Origin of the sequence: Nocardioides albus (assembly GCF_014648255.1) — a bacterium.
Taxonomy (GTDB): Bacteria; Actinomycetota; Actinomycetes; order Propionibacteriales; family Nocardioidaceae; genus Nocardioides; species Nocardioides albus.
In genome coordinates, this window is sequence record NZ_BMQT01000006.1 from 137,314 (window position 1) to 152,099 (window position 14,786).

The 14,786-nt window shown below is 69.7% G+C and carries 14 protein-coding genes; 5 read left to right on the forward strand and 9 right to left on the reverse strand.

Going from position 1 to position 14,786, the window contains the following annotated elements; translation table 11 throughout:
• The first annotated feature begins 4 nt into the window (after window positions 1-4).
• A complete protein-coding gene (locus tag IEY84_RS14070; RefSeq protein ID WP_183546572.1) occupies window positions 5-1,072 on the forward strand; it encodes a trans-sulfuration enzyme family protein in 1,068 nt (355 codons plus the stop codon).
• Between the two features lie 154 nt (window positions 1,073-1,226).
• Here IEY84_RS14070 and ggt read toward each other — a convergent pair whose 3' ends face one another.
• The 3 genes from ggt to IEY84_RS14085 form a co-directional block, all read right to left on the reverse strand.
• Window positions 1,227-3,044, reverse strand: coding sequence for a gamma-glutamyltransferase (ggt, locus tag IEY84_RS14075; protein ID WP_183546574.1), 1,818 nt, complete (start codon window positions 3,042-3,044; stop codon window positions 1,227-1,229).
• Window positions 3,045-3,167: 123 nt separating this feature from the next.
• Window positions 3,168-4,190 carry an NAD(P)H-dependent glycerol-3-phosphate dehydrogenase gene (locus IEY84_RS14080; RefSeq protein WP_183546576.1) on the reverse strand — a complete coding sequence of 341 codons (1,023 nt, stop codon included), beginning with the start codon at window positions 4,188-4,190 and terminating at the stop codon, window positions 3,168-3,170.
• Window positions 4,187-4,951, reverse strand: coding sequence for a lysophospholipid acyltransferase family protein (locus IEY84_RS14085; protein WP_183546578.1), 765 nt, complete (start codon window positions 4,949-4,951; stop codon window positions 4,187-4,189). The genes IEY84_RS14080 and IEY84_RS14085 overlap by 4 nt, the downstream gene beginning before the upstream one ends.
• Window positions 4,952-5,011: 60 nt before the next feature.
• On the opposite strand from IEY84_RS14085, the gene cofC reads away from it, so the two are divergent.
• Window positions 5,012-5,653: a 2-phospho-L-lactate guanylyltransferase gene (gene cofC, locus IEY84_RS14090; protein WP_183546580.1), complete on the forward strand. Its 642-nt coding sequence runs from the start codon at window positions 5,012-5,014 to the stop codon at window positions 5,651-5,653.
• On the opposite strand, the gene IEY84_RS14095 is transcribed toward cofC, so the two are convergent.
• Entirely contained in the window at window positions 5,650-6,633 is a 984-nt protein-coding gene (locus IEY84_RS14095; protein ID WP_229788672.1) for a histone H1-like repetitive region-containing protein, read from the reverse strand. The genes cofC and IEY84_RS14095 overlap by 4 nt on opposite strands.
• Window positions 6,634-6,784: 151 nt before the next feature.
• Here IEY84_RS14095 and IEY84_RS14100 point away from each other — a divergent pair, with 151 nt between their 5' ends.
• Window positions 6,785-7,975, forward strand: coding sequence for a YncE family protein (locus IEY84_RS14100; RefSeq protein ID WP_183546584.1), 1,191 nt, complete (start codon window positions 6,785-6,787; stop codon window positions 7,973-7,975).
• A gap of 143 nt (window positions 7,976-8,118) precedes the next feature.
• On the opposite strand, the gene leuD is transcribed toward IEY84_RS14100, so the two are convergent.
• The gene (gene leuD, locus IEY84_RS14105; protein ID WP_183546586.1) at window positions 8,119-8,724 is read right to left on the reverse strand and encodes a 3-isopropylmalate dehydratase small subunit; all 606 of its coding nucleotides are present in this window, start codon (window positions 8,722-8,724) and stop codon (window positions 8,119-8,121) included.
• Between the two features lie 17 nt (window positions 8,725-8,741).
• The gene (leuC, locus tag IEY84_RS14110; RefSeq protein WP_183546588.1) at window positions 8,742-10,154 is read right to left on the reverse strand and encodes a 3-isopropylmalate dehydratase large subunit; all 1,413 of its coding nucleotides are present in this window, start codon (window positions 10,152-10,154) and stop codon (window positions 8,742-8,744) included.
• 143 nt (window positions 10,155-10,297) lie between these two features.
• Between leuC and IEY84_RS14115 the strand changes: the two genes are divergently transcribed.
• Window positions 10,298-11,020 carry an IclR family transcriptional regulator gene (locus IEY84_RS14115; protein WP_008358359.1) on the forward strand — a complete coding sequence of 241 codons (723 nt, stop codon included), beginning with the start codon at window positions 10,298-10,300 and terminating at the stop codon, window positions 11,018-11,020.
• A 37-nt stretch (window positions 11,021-11,057) separates the two neighbouring features.
• Here IEY84_RS14115 and IEY84_RS14120 read toward each other — a convergent pair whose 3' ends face one another.
• From IEY84_RS14120 to IEY84_RS14130, 3 genes are read right to left on the reverse strand one after another with little or no spacing between them, the layout of a single operon-like run.
• The gene (locus IEY84_RS14120; protein ID WP_183546590.1) at window positions 11,058-11,483 is read right to left on the reverse strand and encodes a hypothetical protein; all 426 of its coding nucleotides are present in this window, start codon (window positions 11,481-11,483) and stop codon (window positions 11,058-11,060) included.
• Window positions 11,483-11,962, reverse strand: a complete 480-nt coding sequence (locus tag IEY84_RS14125) for a methylated-DNA--[protein]-cysteine S-methyltransferase (RefSeq protein WP_183546592.1) — start codon at window positions 11,960-11,962, stop codon at window positions 11,483-11,485. The genes IEY84_RS14120 and IEY84_RS14125 overlap by 1 nt, the downstream gene beginning before the upstream one ends.
• Complete coding sequence (locus IEY84_RS14130) at window positions 11,962-13,437, reverse strand: Ada metal-binding domain-containing protein (RefSeq protein WP_229788674.1); 1,476 nt, start codon at window positions 13,435-13,437, stop codon at window positions 11,962-11,964. The genes IEY84_RS14125 and IEY84_RS14130 overlap by 1 nt, the downstream gene beginning before the upstream one ends.
• Before the next feature lie 183 nt (window positions 13,438-13,620).
• On the opposite strand from IEY84_RS14130, the gene IEY84_RS14135 reads away from it, so the two are divergent.
• Window positions 13,621-14,781, forward strand: a complete 1,161-nt coding sequence (locus tag IEY84_RS14135; RefSeq protein WP_229788676.1) for an LCP family protein — start codon at window positions 13,621-13,623, stop codon at window positions 14,779-14,781.
• The last annotated feature ends 5 nt before the right edge of the window (window positions 14,782-14,786 follow it).

A 14,786-nucleotide genomic window follows, 5' to 3' on the forward strand; every position in this document is an offset into this window, starting at 1 on the left:
AGGCATGGATCACAAGCCCGCCACGATCGCCGTCCACGCCGGGCGGCCGGCCCACGAGCCCGACCAGCCGCTCAACGTACCGATCACGATGGCCTCGACCTATGTGGCCGGCGGCGACAAGGAGTACGGGCGCTACACGAACGACTCGTGGGTGGCCTTCGAGGAGGCGCTCGGGCAGCTCGAGGGCGGACGGGCGCTGTCGTTCGCCTCCGGGCTCGCGGCGATCGCGACGCTGCTCGACCTGGTCAACGACTCCGTCGTCGTGGCGACCGAGCAGAGCTACCTCGGGACCATCGGTCAGCTGGCCGACCTCGAGGGGCGAGGCCGGCTGACCGCACGCCTCGCAGACTTCTCCGACACCGACGCCGTGGTGAAGCTGCTCGGGAAGCTCGATGGCGAGGTCACGCTGGTCTGGATCGAGACGCCGACCAATCCGGGGATGCAGCTCGCCGACCTGCCGACGATCATCGCTGCCGCGCACGAGGCCGGCGCGCGGGTCGTGGTCGACAACACCTTCGCCACTCCTCTGCTCCAGCAGCCGCTCGCGCTCGGCGCGGACATCGTCATCCACTCGGCCACGAAGTTCATCGCCGGCCACTCCGATGTCGTCATGGGCGCGGTCGTCGTCTCCGACGACGCGCTGTGGGACGTACTCAAGGCCCGGCGCGACCTCATCGGAGCGATCCCCGGCCCGTTCGAGGCCTGGTTGGCGCTTCGCGGGCTTCGTACGATGCACCTGCGGGTGGAGCGCTCCGCCGCCAACGCGGCGGTGCTCGCCGAGCGGCTGGCCGCGCACCCGGCCGTCGCCGAGGTCCGCTATCCGGGGTTCGGCGGCATGCTCGCGGCCGTCCTCCCGACCGCGGAGCAGGCCGACTTCCTCACCCACGCCACCTCGCTGTGGGTCCATGCGACCTCGCTGGGAGGCGTCGAGTCGACCTTCGAGCGCCGACGCCGCTGGAAGACCGAGTCCGCGACCGTTCCCGACGGGCTGGTGCGGATGTCGGTCGGCATCGAGGACGTCGACGACCTCTGGAACGACCTCTCCCAGGCTCTCGACCGGATCGAGCGTTAGTGGTCGTCGCCTCAATTTCGTCCCCGGTCCGCCGCCATGGCACGCACCGGGCGGCGTTGCCCCCGCTCGAAAGACCCCGGTATGCCTTCGCGGGGGCGCCTTGCCCAGCACGCACCCTGACGACGGACCGGGGACGAACTATCGGCTCAGACCACTAGTCGACCGGACTTACCACCAGCGCCGACCCGCCGCCGCGGCGCCACGGCTCCGCGGTGGCCGTCAGCAGCCCGTCCGGGCCGATCTCGATCGCGGTGGCTGCCCCGAGCTCGGCGGTCGAGGCGAAGCTGTGTCCCAGGGACGTCAGCGGCCCTCCGTACGCCTCGATGAACGCCGGCTCGGCACCAGTGTTCGCGGCGTTGCGCTGAGACGCCCGCGGCGCGGCCATCGCCTCGGGCAGGGTCCGCTCGCGGGCGAGACGCTCGACGAGGATCTGGAGCACGGTGGTGATGATCGTCGATCCGCCGGGCGACCCGACCGCCAGGACCGGGCGGCCCTCGGAGAGGACGATCGTGGGCGCCATCGAACTGCGTGGGCGCTTGTTGGGCTCGATCCGGTTGGGGTCGTCGGACCGGTAGGTCGTCGAGAAGTCGGTCAGCTCGTTGTTGAGGATGAACCCTCGTCCGGGCACGGTGATCCCGGATCCGCCGGTCTGCTCGATGGTCAGGGTGTATTCGACCACGTTGCCCCATCGGTCGACCACGGTCAGGTTGGTCGTCTCCAGGTTCTCGGTGTCCTTGGCCGTCTCACCGGTGCCGGTCGCGGCGTCGCAGATGCCGTCGAAGTCGTACGCATCTCCGGCCGCTACCGGCTTCGGCTGCGCCGCTGCGGGGTCGAGAGTGCAGGCCCGCTCGGCGGCGAAGGTGTCGTCGAGAAGCGCCTCGACCGGCACGTCGACATGATCGGCGTCGCCGAGGTAGGCGCCGCGGTCGGCGAAGCTGATCGCGCTCGCCTCGAGCAGATGGTGGTAGGCCTGGGTGTCGTTCATCCCGGCGAGGTCGTATCGCTCCAGGATGTTGAGCGCCTCCCCCACCGAGGTGCCGCCGGACGATGGCGGTGCCATCCCGTAGACGTCCAGGCCCTGATAGGTCGAGCGGGTCGGCTCACGGTCGGGGGCGGTGTAGGCGGCGAGGTCCTCGGTGGTCACCCAGCCGACCGGGACCGGCAGGTCGGTGTCGGCGGTCTTCGGCGGGTCAGCCACCGTCGCAGCGATCTCCTCGGCCAGCGGACCGCGGTAGAAGGCCTTCACGCCCTTGCGGGCGAGCAGGTCGTACGTCTTGGCGATGTCGCGGTTGCGGAACCGGCTGCCGACCTCGGGCGCAGATCCTCCGGGAAGAAATAGTTCGGCTGTGGAATCGATCGCTGCGAAACGTTCCGCGTTGTCGACGGTCTGCTGACGGAAGGTCTCGTCGACGACGAATCCTCGACGCGCGAGCCGGGAGGCGGGCGCGAGCGACTGACGCAGAGAGCGCGTCCCCCATTTCCTCAGCGCCTTGTCCCAGGTCAACGGGGTGCCCGGCACGCCGACGGAGGCGCCGCTGGTGACCATGTCCGGGAAGAACGGGTACTCCTTCCCCGTCTCGGGGTCGATGAACGCGTCGCGCGGGATCGCGGCAGGCGCCTTCTCACGCCCGTCGATCGTCTCGACCTCACCGGTGCGCGCGGAGTAGTGCACGAAGAAGCCACCCCCTCCGATCCCGGCCGAGTAAGGCTCGGTCACGCCGAGCGCGGCAGCCGTCGCGATCGCCGCGTCGGTCGCGTTACCGCCCTTGCGCAGCACCTCCAACCCGATCCGGCTGGCGTCGGCGTCGACGCTCGCCACCGCACCCCCGTATCCGACCGCGGTGGGCACCTTGGGTGGCGGCACGTGCCGGTCGTGCGGAGCGGCGGTCGCCCCGGCGTACGGAACCAGAGTGGCCAGCGCGAGCGCGCCTCCGGTCAGCGTGGCTACGACTGCAGAACGACGTCCGAGCATGGCGATCTCCCAGTGGTTGACGGCCTCTCGAACCTACTACGCCATCGGCCTCGGCTGCGGCTGATGCGTGGGACGAAATATGGGACGGCCCCAGAGCTCTCGCTCCGGGGCCGTCCCAACGTACTACTCGGTCTCGGCCTTCGTCGGCCGCTCGAGCATCTCGTCCAGGATCTCGCTGACGGTCTTGGCACCGGACACGACATCGTCGACGTACTGTGCCAGCGGAACGTCCACCCCGACCTTCGCCGCAAGCTCGCGCAGCGAGTGGGAGGATTTGGCACCCTCGGCGACCTGGTGGCTGGAGGCCAGGATGTCGGCGGTGGTCATGCCCTTGCCGAGCTTCTCCCCGAACGTACGGTTGCGCGAGAGCGGCGAGGAGCAGGTCGCGGCCAGGTCACCCAGACCGGCGAGACCCATCAGGGTCATCGGGTTGGCTCCCAACTGCATCGCCAACCGTGCCGTCTCGGCAAGACCTCGGGTGATCAGCGACGCCTGGGTGTTGTCTCCGAACCCCATCCCGGCGGCCATCCCGGTGGAGATCGCGACCACGTTCTTGTAGGCCCCGCCGATCTCGCAGCCGACCACATCGGTGGAGGTGTAGGGGCGGAACGCGGGCGAGTGCACCCGCGCCTGGATCGTCTTGGCGACATCCTCGTCGGCGCACGCCACCACACCGGCGGCGGGCTCGCGACGGATGATCTCCTTGGAGAGGTTGGGGCCGCTGACCACGGCGATCCGGTCCGGACCCGCCCCGGTGACATGGGCGATGACCTCACTCATCCGCTCCAGGGTGCCGAGCTCGACGCCCTTCATCAGCGAGACCAGCGGCACGTCCTTCGGCAGGAAAGGCGCCCAGTCGGTGAGGTTCTTGCGCAGCGTCTGCGACGGCGCCGCGAGGACGACCAGATCAGCGCCGTACGCCGCCTTCTCGATGTCATGGGTGGCGCTGATGTTGTGCGGCAGCTCGGTGCCGGGGTGGTACTCGGGGTTCTCATGGGTGTCGTTGATCGCCGCCGCGACCTCCTCACGCCGCGCCCACATGGTGACGTCGTTGCCGGCGTCGGCGAGGATGACCGAGAACGCGGTGCCCCACGAGCCCGCTCCGAAGACCGCTACCTTGCTGTTCGCTCGCTTACGCTCGCTCAATTGCTGTCCTTCTTCTTGGTCTTGCGGGGGTCGCCGGTCGCATTCACCCCGGCCTTCTTCGGGTCGAAGAGCTCACCGGGCGGCTCCTCGCCCCTGATGTCGGCCACCAGGCCGACGATCGCCTTCATGATCCGGTCGGTCGCCTCGTTGATGACACCAGTGGTGTGATCCTGGACCTCGAGGTCCTTCAGGTCCACCGGGTCACCGATCTTCATCTGGATCATCTTGCGACCGATCAGATGCGGCTTGAGAGAGTACGCCGGAAGGAGCTCCTGGGCTCCCCACTGTCCCACCGGGTAGACCGGGGCACCGGTCGCGAGCGCGATCCGAGCCGCGCCGGACTTGCCGCGCATGGGCCAGCCGGTGGGGTCCTTGGTGATCGAGCCCTCGACGTAGACGACCACGATGCTGCCGTCGTTGACGGCCTTGACGGCCGCGTCGAAGGCCGAGGCGCCGGCCTTACGGTCCACCGGGATCTGTCCGGCGGCCCGCAGGAACTTGCCCAGCGGGCCCTTGAACAACCCGGCCTTGGCCAGGTAGCTCGGCCTACGTCCGTAGTCCCAGACGATGTGCGCTGCGGTGAACGGGTCGATCTCAGAGACATGGTTGAGCGCGAACACCGCTCCCCCGCTCTCCGGGATCTTCTCGCCGCCGTCCCACTCGTGCTTGGTGGTCGCGAGAAGGGCGGGCTTCACGATGCCGACGGCCACGACCCATGGCCAGCCGACCTTGCCCTCCTGGAACTTCCGGTACTTTCCCACCAGGGCAGGTTACCGGGCCGTATCCGCGAGGTTGTGAGACACCTGTCAGGATCTACCCTGATGCCCGCACCTGCACCCGGTTACGTCGTCCTGCTGCCCGTCAAGCCTCCGGCGCGCGGCAAGTCCCGGCTGGTCGGTATCGAGTCGCACGAGCGGGCCGATCTCGCCCGCTCGTTCGCCCTCGACACCGCAGAGTCATGCCTGACCGCCACCCGCGTCGGCGCCGTTCTGGTGATCACCGACGACTCCTACTTCGCCGCCGACGTCGTCCGTCTCGGAGCCGACGTCATCCCCGACGGGGTCAGCGGCGACCTCAACGAGACCCTGGTGCAGGGTGCACGCGAGGCCCGGCGCCGCTGGCCGGGACTCCGACCGGCCGCCCTGTGCGGCGACCTGCCCGCGCTGCGTGCCGCCGACCTGGACGCAGCCCTGGCTGCCACGGAAGGGTCCGGGGCTGCGTACGTCGAGGACGCGGCGGGCGGGGGCACCACCCTCTACACCGCGCCCCACGACCTGTTCCGGCCCGCGTTCGGCCCCGGGTCCGCGGCCGCCCACGGTGCCGGCGGCGCTCGCCCGGTGGAGGGCGCCCTCAGCTCGCTCCGCCACGACGTCGACACTCTCGAAGACCTCGAGGCCGTACGCAGGTTGGGGCTGGGGCCGCGTACCACGCTGGCGTCGGTGCGGGTCGGCAGCTCCGGCTAGGCGTCGCTCGACGGGCTCTCGGGCTTGGTCGTCGGGTCGGTCGAGCCGGATCCCGTCGAGTCCCCAACCGTTGAACCCTTCGTCTCATCCGTCTGCTGTGCGGGCGGCTGCTGTGCGGGCGGCTGCTGCGCGAGCGGCTGCTGCGCAGGTGCCTTCTTGGCCGGCGCCTTCTTTGCGGGTGCCTTCTTGGCTGGCGTCGTCTTCGCCGCGGTACTCATCTGCTGCGCAGGGGTCTTGTCGGCCGTCGTCTTCTCCGCCGCAGTCGTCTTCGTAGGGGCCTTGTCGGCCGTCGCCTCGTTCGCCGCAGTCGTCTTCGCGGGAGGCTTCTTTGCTGGGGTCTTCTTCGCGGGAGCCTTCTTGGCCGTCGTCTTCTTGGCCGTCGTCTTCTTGGCCGTCGTCTTCTTGGCCGTCGTCTTCTTGGCCGTCGTCTTCTTGGCCGTCGTCTTCTTGGCCGTCGTCTTCTTGGCCGTCGTCTTCTTGGCCGTCGTCTTCTTCGCCGGCGTCGTCTTCTCGGCCGCGGCCTCAGAGGCCTCGACTGGGGTCACCGCGGCAGCCTTCTTCGCGGGGGCCTTCTTGGCGGGGGCCTTCTTGGCGGTCGTCTTCTTCGCCGCGGTGGACTTCGCCGTCGTAGACTTCTTGGCCGGGCTCTTCTTGGCCGGGCTCTTCTTGGCCGCGCTCGTCGTCGCAGCGGTCTTCTTCGCGGACGCCTTCTTGGCGGCAGTCTTCTTCGCCGGCGCCGGCTCCTTCACCGGCGTAGGCGTCTTGGCGGAGCTCGCCGCCTGCTTCGGCGCGGTCTCGACCGGCTCGACGGCCTTGGCCGGCGCCTTGCGGCCCGGCCTCGGCAGCTTGACCTTCGGCACGGAAGGGACCTTCACCTTGCCGGAGACGACGTCGGCAACCAGCTTGCCCGCCGTGCCCGTCACGGTGCCGACTACCTTCCCGGCCTGCTTGCTCGCATCAGCTACTCGTTTTCTCACCACCCGATCGACCATAGGCCATACCCACACATTCGATACATACCGACAGCATGTGAACACGCACTGTTCACCGGAACTCTCCTGATCCTCCGGTGCGCGCCGGTTAGCGTGGAAACACTCAGGGCAGGACGAGGAAGGTACGACCATCACTGACGTGCACATCGACGAGGAGAAGCCGGCCGTGGTGCTCGAGGAGCCGCAGACCACGGTGAGGCGAAGCCGCGCCGGGATCCCGTTCTCCGCCTGCATCGCCCTCGCGCTGATCGCCTCGGTGACGTGGCTGGCCGTCCATACCGCCCGGCTCGCCGAGGGCCGGACCAGCGCCAGCACCCCTGCCCCGGCGCCACCTGCTCCGACGGTGCGCAACAGCGAGCCCACCATCCCGGCGACGTACGCCGACCTGCCCATCGGACCCGCGACGACCCTGCCGTTCGTCGACCGTGCCGGCCGGCTCCAGCTGGGCGCGAAGCCGCAGAAGGTCTACGGCTCACAGATGAGCGTGGCCGGGTGGACGGTGCTGATGTACGAGAGCGCCACCGAGCCCGGCCCGGTCTGGATCGCGCGACGCGGGAAGACCATCCAGATCCCCGGACTGTGGACCCAGCCGGTCCTGAGCAAGGACGGCACCCAGCTCTTCGCTCTCCAGCAGACCGGAGACACCGCTTCCGCCCTGGTCGCGGTGGACACCACGACGGGCGAGGAGACCGGCCGGCTGACGCTCGAAGGGACCCCTGTCGGCACCGCCGTGCTCGGCACCGACCGCACTCGCGCCTACTTCCGCACCGGACTCGTACCGGCACCGCCGGCGGCACCCGGAAACTACGGCGAGCTGGCCGTCTCCAGCCCGCCGGTGACGGCCTGGCACCCCGACAAGGGGACCCGGCGGATCTCGCTACCGCTCGACTACCAGCAGCTGATCCCGCTGAGCCGCGGCGTACTCCTCTACAACCCTGGCGAGTGGGAGGCCCGTTTCGCCGCCATCGAGGCCGACGGCAGCCTCACCCAGCCCGGCGTCCATGCGCCGTTGCCCGGTTCGGTCGCCGACTCCCCCGACGGCTCGATCGTCGCCATCGCCCGCAACCCCAGCGACCCCGGGATGATCAGCTACGGCGCCGAGCGCGGCATCGCCGTCAACATGAGCACCTCCGAGCACATCGACCTGCGCGTACCCGACTCCGTCGAGAAGGTCTACGTCGCCGGCTTCGAGTCCGACCGCAGCGTCGTCCTCCGCACCGCCACCGCCTCCGAGTCCTGGTATCTCCGCTGCTGGGTCGACACCGGCTCCTGCGACCGCATCACCGGATCCCAGCGTGGCGCCGACGGCCGCCAGATCCACCTCCCCTAGCCCGCAGTGACGTCACGGCGGACGGCCGAAACGTCACTGCGGTCGGCCGAGTTGGCAACGTTGTGCCAACTCGACCGACGTACGTGACGTCTCGGCCGACGTACGTGACGTCTCGGCCGACGGGGGCGACTTCTCGGCGAGGCTCAGGCGTGCAGCGTGACCGGCTTGAAGGAGGGCCGGGTCGCCTCGTACGTGGCGATGTCGTCCTCGTGGGAGAGCGTGATGCCGATGTCGTCGAGGCCCTCGAGGAGGCGCCAGCGGGTGTAGTCGTCGATGTCGAAGGAGTCCTCGATGGCGTCGGGACCCTCGCCGGCACGGACGGTGCGCGACTCCAGGTCGACCGTGATCTGGGCACCGGGGTTGTCGTCGAGGTGGTCCCACAGCTTCTGGACGACCTTCTCGTCGACCTTCGCCGCCAGCAGACCGGCCTTGCCGGAGTTGCCGCGGAAGATGTCGCCGAAGCGAGAAGAGATGACCACGCGGAAGCCGTAGTCCATCAGCGCCCAGACGGCGTGCTCACGCGAGGAGCCGGTGCCGAAGTCGGGGCCGGCGACGAGGACGGAGGCCCCGGCGTACGCCTCGTTGTTGAGGACGAAGGTCGGGTCGTTGCGCCACGCGGCGAAGAGGCCGTCCTCGAAACCCGTGCGGGTCACGCGCTTGAGGTAGACCGCTGGGATGATCTGGTCGGTGTCGACGTTGCTGCGGCGCAGCGGTACGCCGGCGCCGGTGTGGGTGGTGAACTTGTCCATGTCAGGGCGCTCCGTGTTCAGGCTCGGGCGAGCGTCAGGTCGGCGGGCGAGGAGAGGGTGCCGCGTACGGCGGTGGCGGCAGCCACCTCCGGCGAGACCAGGTGGGTGCGACCGCCCTTGCCCTGGCGACCCTCGAAGTTGCGGTTGGACGTGGAGGCCGAGCGCTCGCCGGGGGCGAGGGTGTCGGGGTTCATGCCCAGGCACATCGAGCAGCCCGCGCCACGCCACTCGGCACCGGCGTCGAGGAAGATCTTGTGCAGACCCTCCTCCTCGGCCTGCAGGCGCACCTTGGCCGAGCCCGGGACGACCAGGAAGCGGGTGCCGTCGGCGACCTTGTGCCCCTGGATGATGTCGGCGGCCGTACGCAGGTCCTCCATTCGCCCGTTGGTGCAGGAGCCGAGGAAGACGGTGTCGATGTGCACCTCGCGCATCGGGGTGCCGGCCTCGAGACCCATGTAGGTCAGCGCCTTCTCGGCCGCGATCTTCTCGTCGGCGTCCTCGAAGTCGTCGGGGCTCGGGACGGCAGCGCCCAGCGGGACGCCCTGGCCCGGGTTGGTGCCCCAGGTGACGAACGGGGTGACCTCGGCGGCATCGATCGTGATCTCGCGATCGAAGACGGCGTCCTCGTCGGTGACCAGGGACTTCCAGTGCGCGACGGCCTGGTCCCACTCGGCGCCCTTCGGGGCCTCGGGCTTGTCCTTGATGTAGGCGAAGGTGGTCTCGTCCGGTGCGATCATCCCGGCCTTGGCGCCCCACTCGATCGACATGTTGCAGATCGTCATCCGAGCCTCCATGGAGAGCTCGCGGATGGCCTCGCCGCGATACTCCACGATGTAGCCCTGGCCACCGCCGGTGCCGGTCTTGGCGATCAGGGTGAGGATCAGGTCCTTGGCGCTGACACCGTCGGGCAGCGCGCCGTCGACCGTGACAGCCATCGTCTTCGGCTTGTCCTGCATCAGCGTCTGGGTCGCCAGGACGTGCTCGACCTCAGAGGTGCCGATACCGAACGCGATCGCGCCGAAGGCACCGTGCGTGGAGGTGTGGGAGTCGCCGCACACGATGGTCATGCCCGGCTGGGTGAGCCCCAGTTGCGGGCCGACCACGTGGACGATCCCCTGCTCGGCGTCGCCGAGGGGATGGAGACGTACGCCGAACTCCTCGGCGTTCTTGCGCAGCGTCTCGACCTGCGTGCGGCTGACCGGGTCGGCGATGGGCTTGTCCCAGTCGACGGTCGGGACGTTGTGGTCCTCGGTGGCGATGGTGAGATCGGGGCGGCGCACCTTGCGGTCGGACAGGCGCAGACCCTCGAAGGCCTGCGGACTCGTCACCTCGTGGATGAGGTGAAGGTCGATGTAGAGAAGATCAGGCTCTCCCGCGCTCGACCGGACGACATGCTCGTCCCACACCTTCTCCGACAAGGTCCTGCCCATGACTCGATCTCCATCTGGCATCTTTGGTCTGTAGTGGCCGGTGGCGGGTCGAGCGTTGAATCTCGAAATCAGATCCGCCACTTCCAGTCTGCTGTTCCGAGCGTAACGTTGCATCTCAGGTTCTGAGAAGTTAGTCTTGCGATATGGACAGTTCCAGTGGTGTAGGCGTTCTCGACAAGGCCGCTCTCGTGCTCACAGCGCTCGAGTCCGGCCCGGCGACCCTGGCGGGTCTGGTGGCAGGAACAGGGCTCGCCCGCCCGACCGCACACCGGCTCGCGGTCGCGCTCGAGCACCACCGTCTGGTCGCCCGCGACATGCAGGGCCGCTTCGTTCTCGGTCCGCGCCTGGCCGAGCTGTCCGCCGCCGCCGGCGAGGACCGGCTCCTCGCCACCGCCGGGCCCGTTCTGGCGCGTCTGCGCGACATCACCGGCGAGTCGGCGCAGCTGTGGCGGCGCCAGGGCGACTTCCGGGTCTGCGTCGCCGCCGCCGAGCGTCCCTCCGGTCTCCGCGACACCATCCCCGTCGGCTCCCAGCTCACCATGCGCGCCGGGTCGGCCGCTCAGATACTGATTGCCTGGGAGGACCCCGAGCGCCTCCACCGCGGTCTGCAGAACGCCGCCTTCTCCGCGGCCGCCCTCTCCGGTATCCGCCGGCGCGGCTGGGCGCAGTCGATCGGCGAGCGCGAGGCCGGTGTCGCCTCGGTGTCCGCTCCCGTCCGCTCCCCCGGAGGCAAGGTCATCGCCGCCGTCTCCGTCTCCGGCCCTCTCGAGCGCCTCACCCGCCAGCCCGGCAAGATGCACGCCCCCGCCGTCCTCGCCGCCGCCGACCGACTCTCGGAGTCGCTGCGGCGGGCTGCCGCGGAGTAGCGGCGCCGGATGCTCACCGAGGTACCTCGGTGAGCATTCAGCCGCAGATCTCCCGCACCGCCTCGCGCACGGCCCGGAAGTCATCCGCACTCGTCCGACTCTCTGCCGACCCGACGATCACGGCGACGCCGTAGTCGTCGAAGAGCCGGGGCTCGGCGTCCTCGAGGTCGCCGGTGACCAGCACGACGACCCCGGCGGCGGTGCTCTCGGCGAACCGGACCGACCAGGTCGGCTGTTGGAGGCCGCCGACACGTTCGATCGTGTCCTTCGCCCGCTCGCTCGAGACGTCCTGGTCGCAGGTCACCCGCCCGTTGACCAGGAGCTCGCTCTCATCGACCGCGGGCTCGACGGGCTCCGTGACCGGCTCCTGCCCACACCCGGCGAGAGCGGCAGCGAGCGCGACAGCCGAGAGCGACGTACGCCATGACTGAGCTCTCGACCACCACGACTGCGGGCTCGGCATCAGAAGAGGGCACCGCTCTCCAGACCCAACAGGGCCGTCTTGCGCTCCAGGCCACCGGCGTAGCCGGTCAGGGAGCCGTTCGCGCCGATCACACGGTGGCACGGGATGACGATCGGGATGGGGTTCCTGCCGTTGGCGAGCCCGACGGCGCGGGCGCCGTGGCCGGTCATGGCCATGCGGCCGGCGATCTCACCGTAGGAACAGGTGGTGCCGTACTCGATCTTCTGCAGCTGCTCCCAGACCCGCTCCTGGAACGGGGTCCCTGCCGGCGCCAGCGGAAGATCGAAGAAGGTCCGATCCCCGGAGAAGTACTCCGCGAGCTGCCGGGCGCACTCGATGAGCAACGGGTCCGAGTCGGACCGTTCGCCACGAGGCCGCCCCTCGGCGTACAGAGCCGGCATGAAGTCGATCGCGGTGATCGCGCCGTCCTGCGCGACCAGCCTCAGCTCGCCGACGGGCGAGTCGATGATTGTCCACATCAGAGTTCCTCCAAGGGAGTCAGTGAAGTCCATAGATAGAGCAGGGCGTACGAGCGCCACGGCCGCCATGCGGCGACGTCCGCCGCGGGCGCACCGAGCACTTCCAGCGCTCGTCTGATGCCGACATCGGTCGGCAGGAAGACGTCGGGGTGGCCGAGCGCGCGCAGCGCGACATAGTCGGCGGTCCAGGGGCCGACGCCGGGCATGCCGAGCAGCTGGTCGTGCACGACGTCGCGGTCGGTGCCGCGGTCCAGCTGGAGCTCGCCGGAGGCGAGGGCAGCTGCCAGGCCGGTGACCGCCCGACCGCGTGCGCGCGGCATCGGCAGACCGGCCGGGTCGGCGGCGGCCAGCACGTCCGCGGCCGGGAACAGATGCGTGAGCCCCTCGATGTCGGTGCAGATCGGGCGGCCGTGCTCGGCGACGATCCCTGCCAAGACGGTGCGTGCCCCGGCGACCGAGACCTGCTGCCCCACGATCGTACGCAGCGCCAGCTCGCCGCCGTCGACGGTGCCGGGCACGCGCAGCCCCGGCAGAGCCCGGGCCAGCGGGCCCATCACCGCGTCGTCGGCGAAGACGTCCGCCACCGCGCGCGGGTCGCAGTCGGCGTCGAGCAGTCGACGGGCACGCTCGACGGCCGCGGTGGTGTCGCGCAGGTCGGTGAGCTTGAAGGTCGCGTGGACGAAACCGGTCTCGCCCTCTGGGATGTCGGTGAGCTCGAGGCGCAGCGTCCCCGGACCGTTGGGCAGATCGAGGGTCCGGGCGAACCACAGTCGCCCGTTCTCGACCCCTGCGACCTCCACCCCCGGCACCAGGTGGTCGCGCAGGAAGGCGTGCAGCGCACGACCGGCGAACGGGGTGCGGACGGCGAGCCGCAGCGCGATCGTCCCGTCGGCTCGACGCCTCGAGCCGCGTCGCCCGCGGAGCTCGGTCGGCGAGGCCGCATAGACCTCGCGGACGGTGTCGTTGAACTGACGTACGCTCGAGAAGCCCGCTGCGAAGGCGATGTCCGCGAAGCCGAGCTCCGTGGTCTCCACCAGCGTCCGGGCGGTCTGCGCGCGGCGCGCTCTGGCCAGCGCCAGCGGACCGGCCCCGAGCTCGGTGGTCAGCAGCCGGGTCAGGTGACGGGGCGAGTAGCCGACCCGGCGGGCCAGCCCCTCGACGCCTTCGCGGTCGACGACGCCGTCGGCGATCAGGCGCATCGCCCGACCGGCGAGGGTCGCGGCCACGTCCCACTCCGGGCTGCCCGGGGTGGCGTCGGGACGGCAACGTTTGCAGGCCCGGTAGCCGGCCGCCTGGGCCGCTGCCGCGGTCCGGTGGAAGGACACGTTGACCAGCGCGGGGGTCCGCGCCGGGCACGAGGGACGGCAGTAGATGCCGGTCGAGGCAACCGCAGTGTAGAAGACACCGTCGAAGCGCCGGTCGCGCGATCGAACTGCGCGATAGCACGATTCGAAGTCGAGTCCGTTCAGGCTCATCGTCCCATCCATGTCTTCAATGGTGCCGTGTTCGGAACGAAATTACTCGCGGTTTTCGGACAGTACCTTCCTCATGGTTTCACAATGCAGTTTTCTGCCGTCAACTGATTGCAGCAACCTCTCGGCCCGCTGGCGCGTACTACCCGTGTGGGGCTGCTCAGGCGGAGCGATCGAGGGAGGACGATGGGGGCCGAAGTGACGTCGGGAACGCGTACGGTGGTGCTCACCGTCGTGGTCACGATGCTGTTCTTGGCGGTCGCCACCGGGATCGGCACCTGGGCCTTCTATGACCGACTCAACAGCAACCTCGGCTCGGGCGGCGACATCGAGCATCTCGTCGACGAGCCCGAGGACACCGGCCCGAAGCGACCCCTCAACATCTTGGTCCTCGGCACCGACGGGCGCGACTGCGCGGGCTGCTCGATCGACGGCGAGGGTGGCGCCGGCGGCTCCGACAGCACGATCCTGCTCCACGTCGCGGCCGACCGTGAGTCCGCGTACGGCATCTCGATTCCTCGCGACGCGCTCGTCGACCGGCCCGAGTGCACCGCCCCGGACGGCACCACGATCCCCGAGGCCAGCGGGGTGATGTGGAACGAGGCGTACGCCCTGGGCGGCCCCACCTGCACCGCTCGCCAGACCGAGCTGCTCACCGGGATCCCGATCGACCACTACCTCGCCCTGGACTTCGCCGGTTTCCGTGGAATGGTCGACGCCGTCGGCGGCGTCAGGATCTGCATCCCGGAGGCGATCGACGACGAGGAGCACAACATCTTCCTACCCGCCGGGACCCACAACCTACGCGGGAAGCAGGCCCTCGACTACGTACGCAACCGCTCCTCCACCCCCAACGCCGACCTTGGCCGGATGCGCCGCCAGCAATACTTCCTCACCGCCCTCGCCACCAAGGTCCTCTCCGCGGGCACCCTGACCCGCCCGAGCCGGCTGGCCTCGTTCGCCACCGAGCTGTCTCGGTCGATCACCACCGACGTCGGCTCGGTCGCCGGCCTGGCCGACCTGGCCGGGCAGATGCGCAACCTCGCCCCGGGCAGCATCGAGTTCGAGACCGTGCCGAACGAGGCCTTCCCCGAGGGGGATCCCAACTGGGGCCGGCTCCGGATCCTCCCGGAGGCCGACGAGCTGTGGCAGCGGATGCTCGAGGACCGTCCGCTCCACGACCCGGCCGCCACCGCCAGGCCTTCCCCGACGGGCTCCCCGTCGTCCACTGCCGCACCCGACAGCCCCACATCCAACACCTCACCGGTCGAGTCACCGGTCGAGTCGGTGACCCCCGAGGAGCAGGAGAAGGACGCGGCAGACAACGGCCTGTGCTCCGCCGCCTGAGTGTG

Coding starts and splice junctions, on each gene's coding strand:
- IEY84_RS14070 (WP_183546572.1), top strand. CDS start 5: ATGGATCACAAGCCCGCCACGATCGCCGTCCACGCCGGGCGGCCGGCC.
- ggt (WP_183546574.1), bottom strand. CDS start 3,044: ATGCTCGGACGTCGTTCTGCAGTCGTAGCCACGCTGACCGGAGGCGCG.
- cofC (WP_183546580.1), top strand. CDS start 5,012: ATGCCCGCACCTGCACCCGGTTACGTCGTCCTGCTGCCCGTCAAGCCT.
- leuD (WP_183546586.1), bottom strand. CDS start 8,724: ATGGACAAGTTCACCACCCACACCGGCGCCGGCGTACCGCTGCGCCGC.
- leuC (WP_183546588.1), bottom strand. CDS start 10,154: ATGGGCAGGACCTTGTCGGAGAAGGTGTGGGACGAGCATGTCGTCCGG.
- IEY84_RS14115 (WP_008358359.1), top strand. CDS start 10,298: ATGGACAGTTCCAGTGGTGTAGGCGTTCTCGACAAGGCCGCTCTCGTG.
- IEY84_RS14120 (WP_183546590.1), bottom strand. CDS start 11,483: ATGCCGAGCCCGCAGTCGTGGTGGTCGAGAGCTCAGTCATGGCGTACG.
- IEY84_RS14125 (WP_183546592.1), bottom strand. CDS start 11,962: ATGTGGACAATCATCGACTCGCCCGTCGGCGAGCTGAGGCTGGTCGCG.
- IEY84_RS14130 (WP_229788674.1), bottom strand. CDS start 13,437: ATGAGCCTGAACGGACTCGACTTCGAATCGTGCTATCGCGCAGTTCGA.
- IEY84_RS14135 (WP_229788676.1), top strand. CDS start 13,621: ATGGGGGCCGAAGTGACGTCGGGAACGCGTACGGTGGTGCTCACCGTC.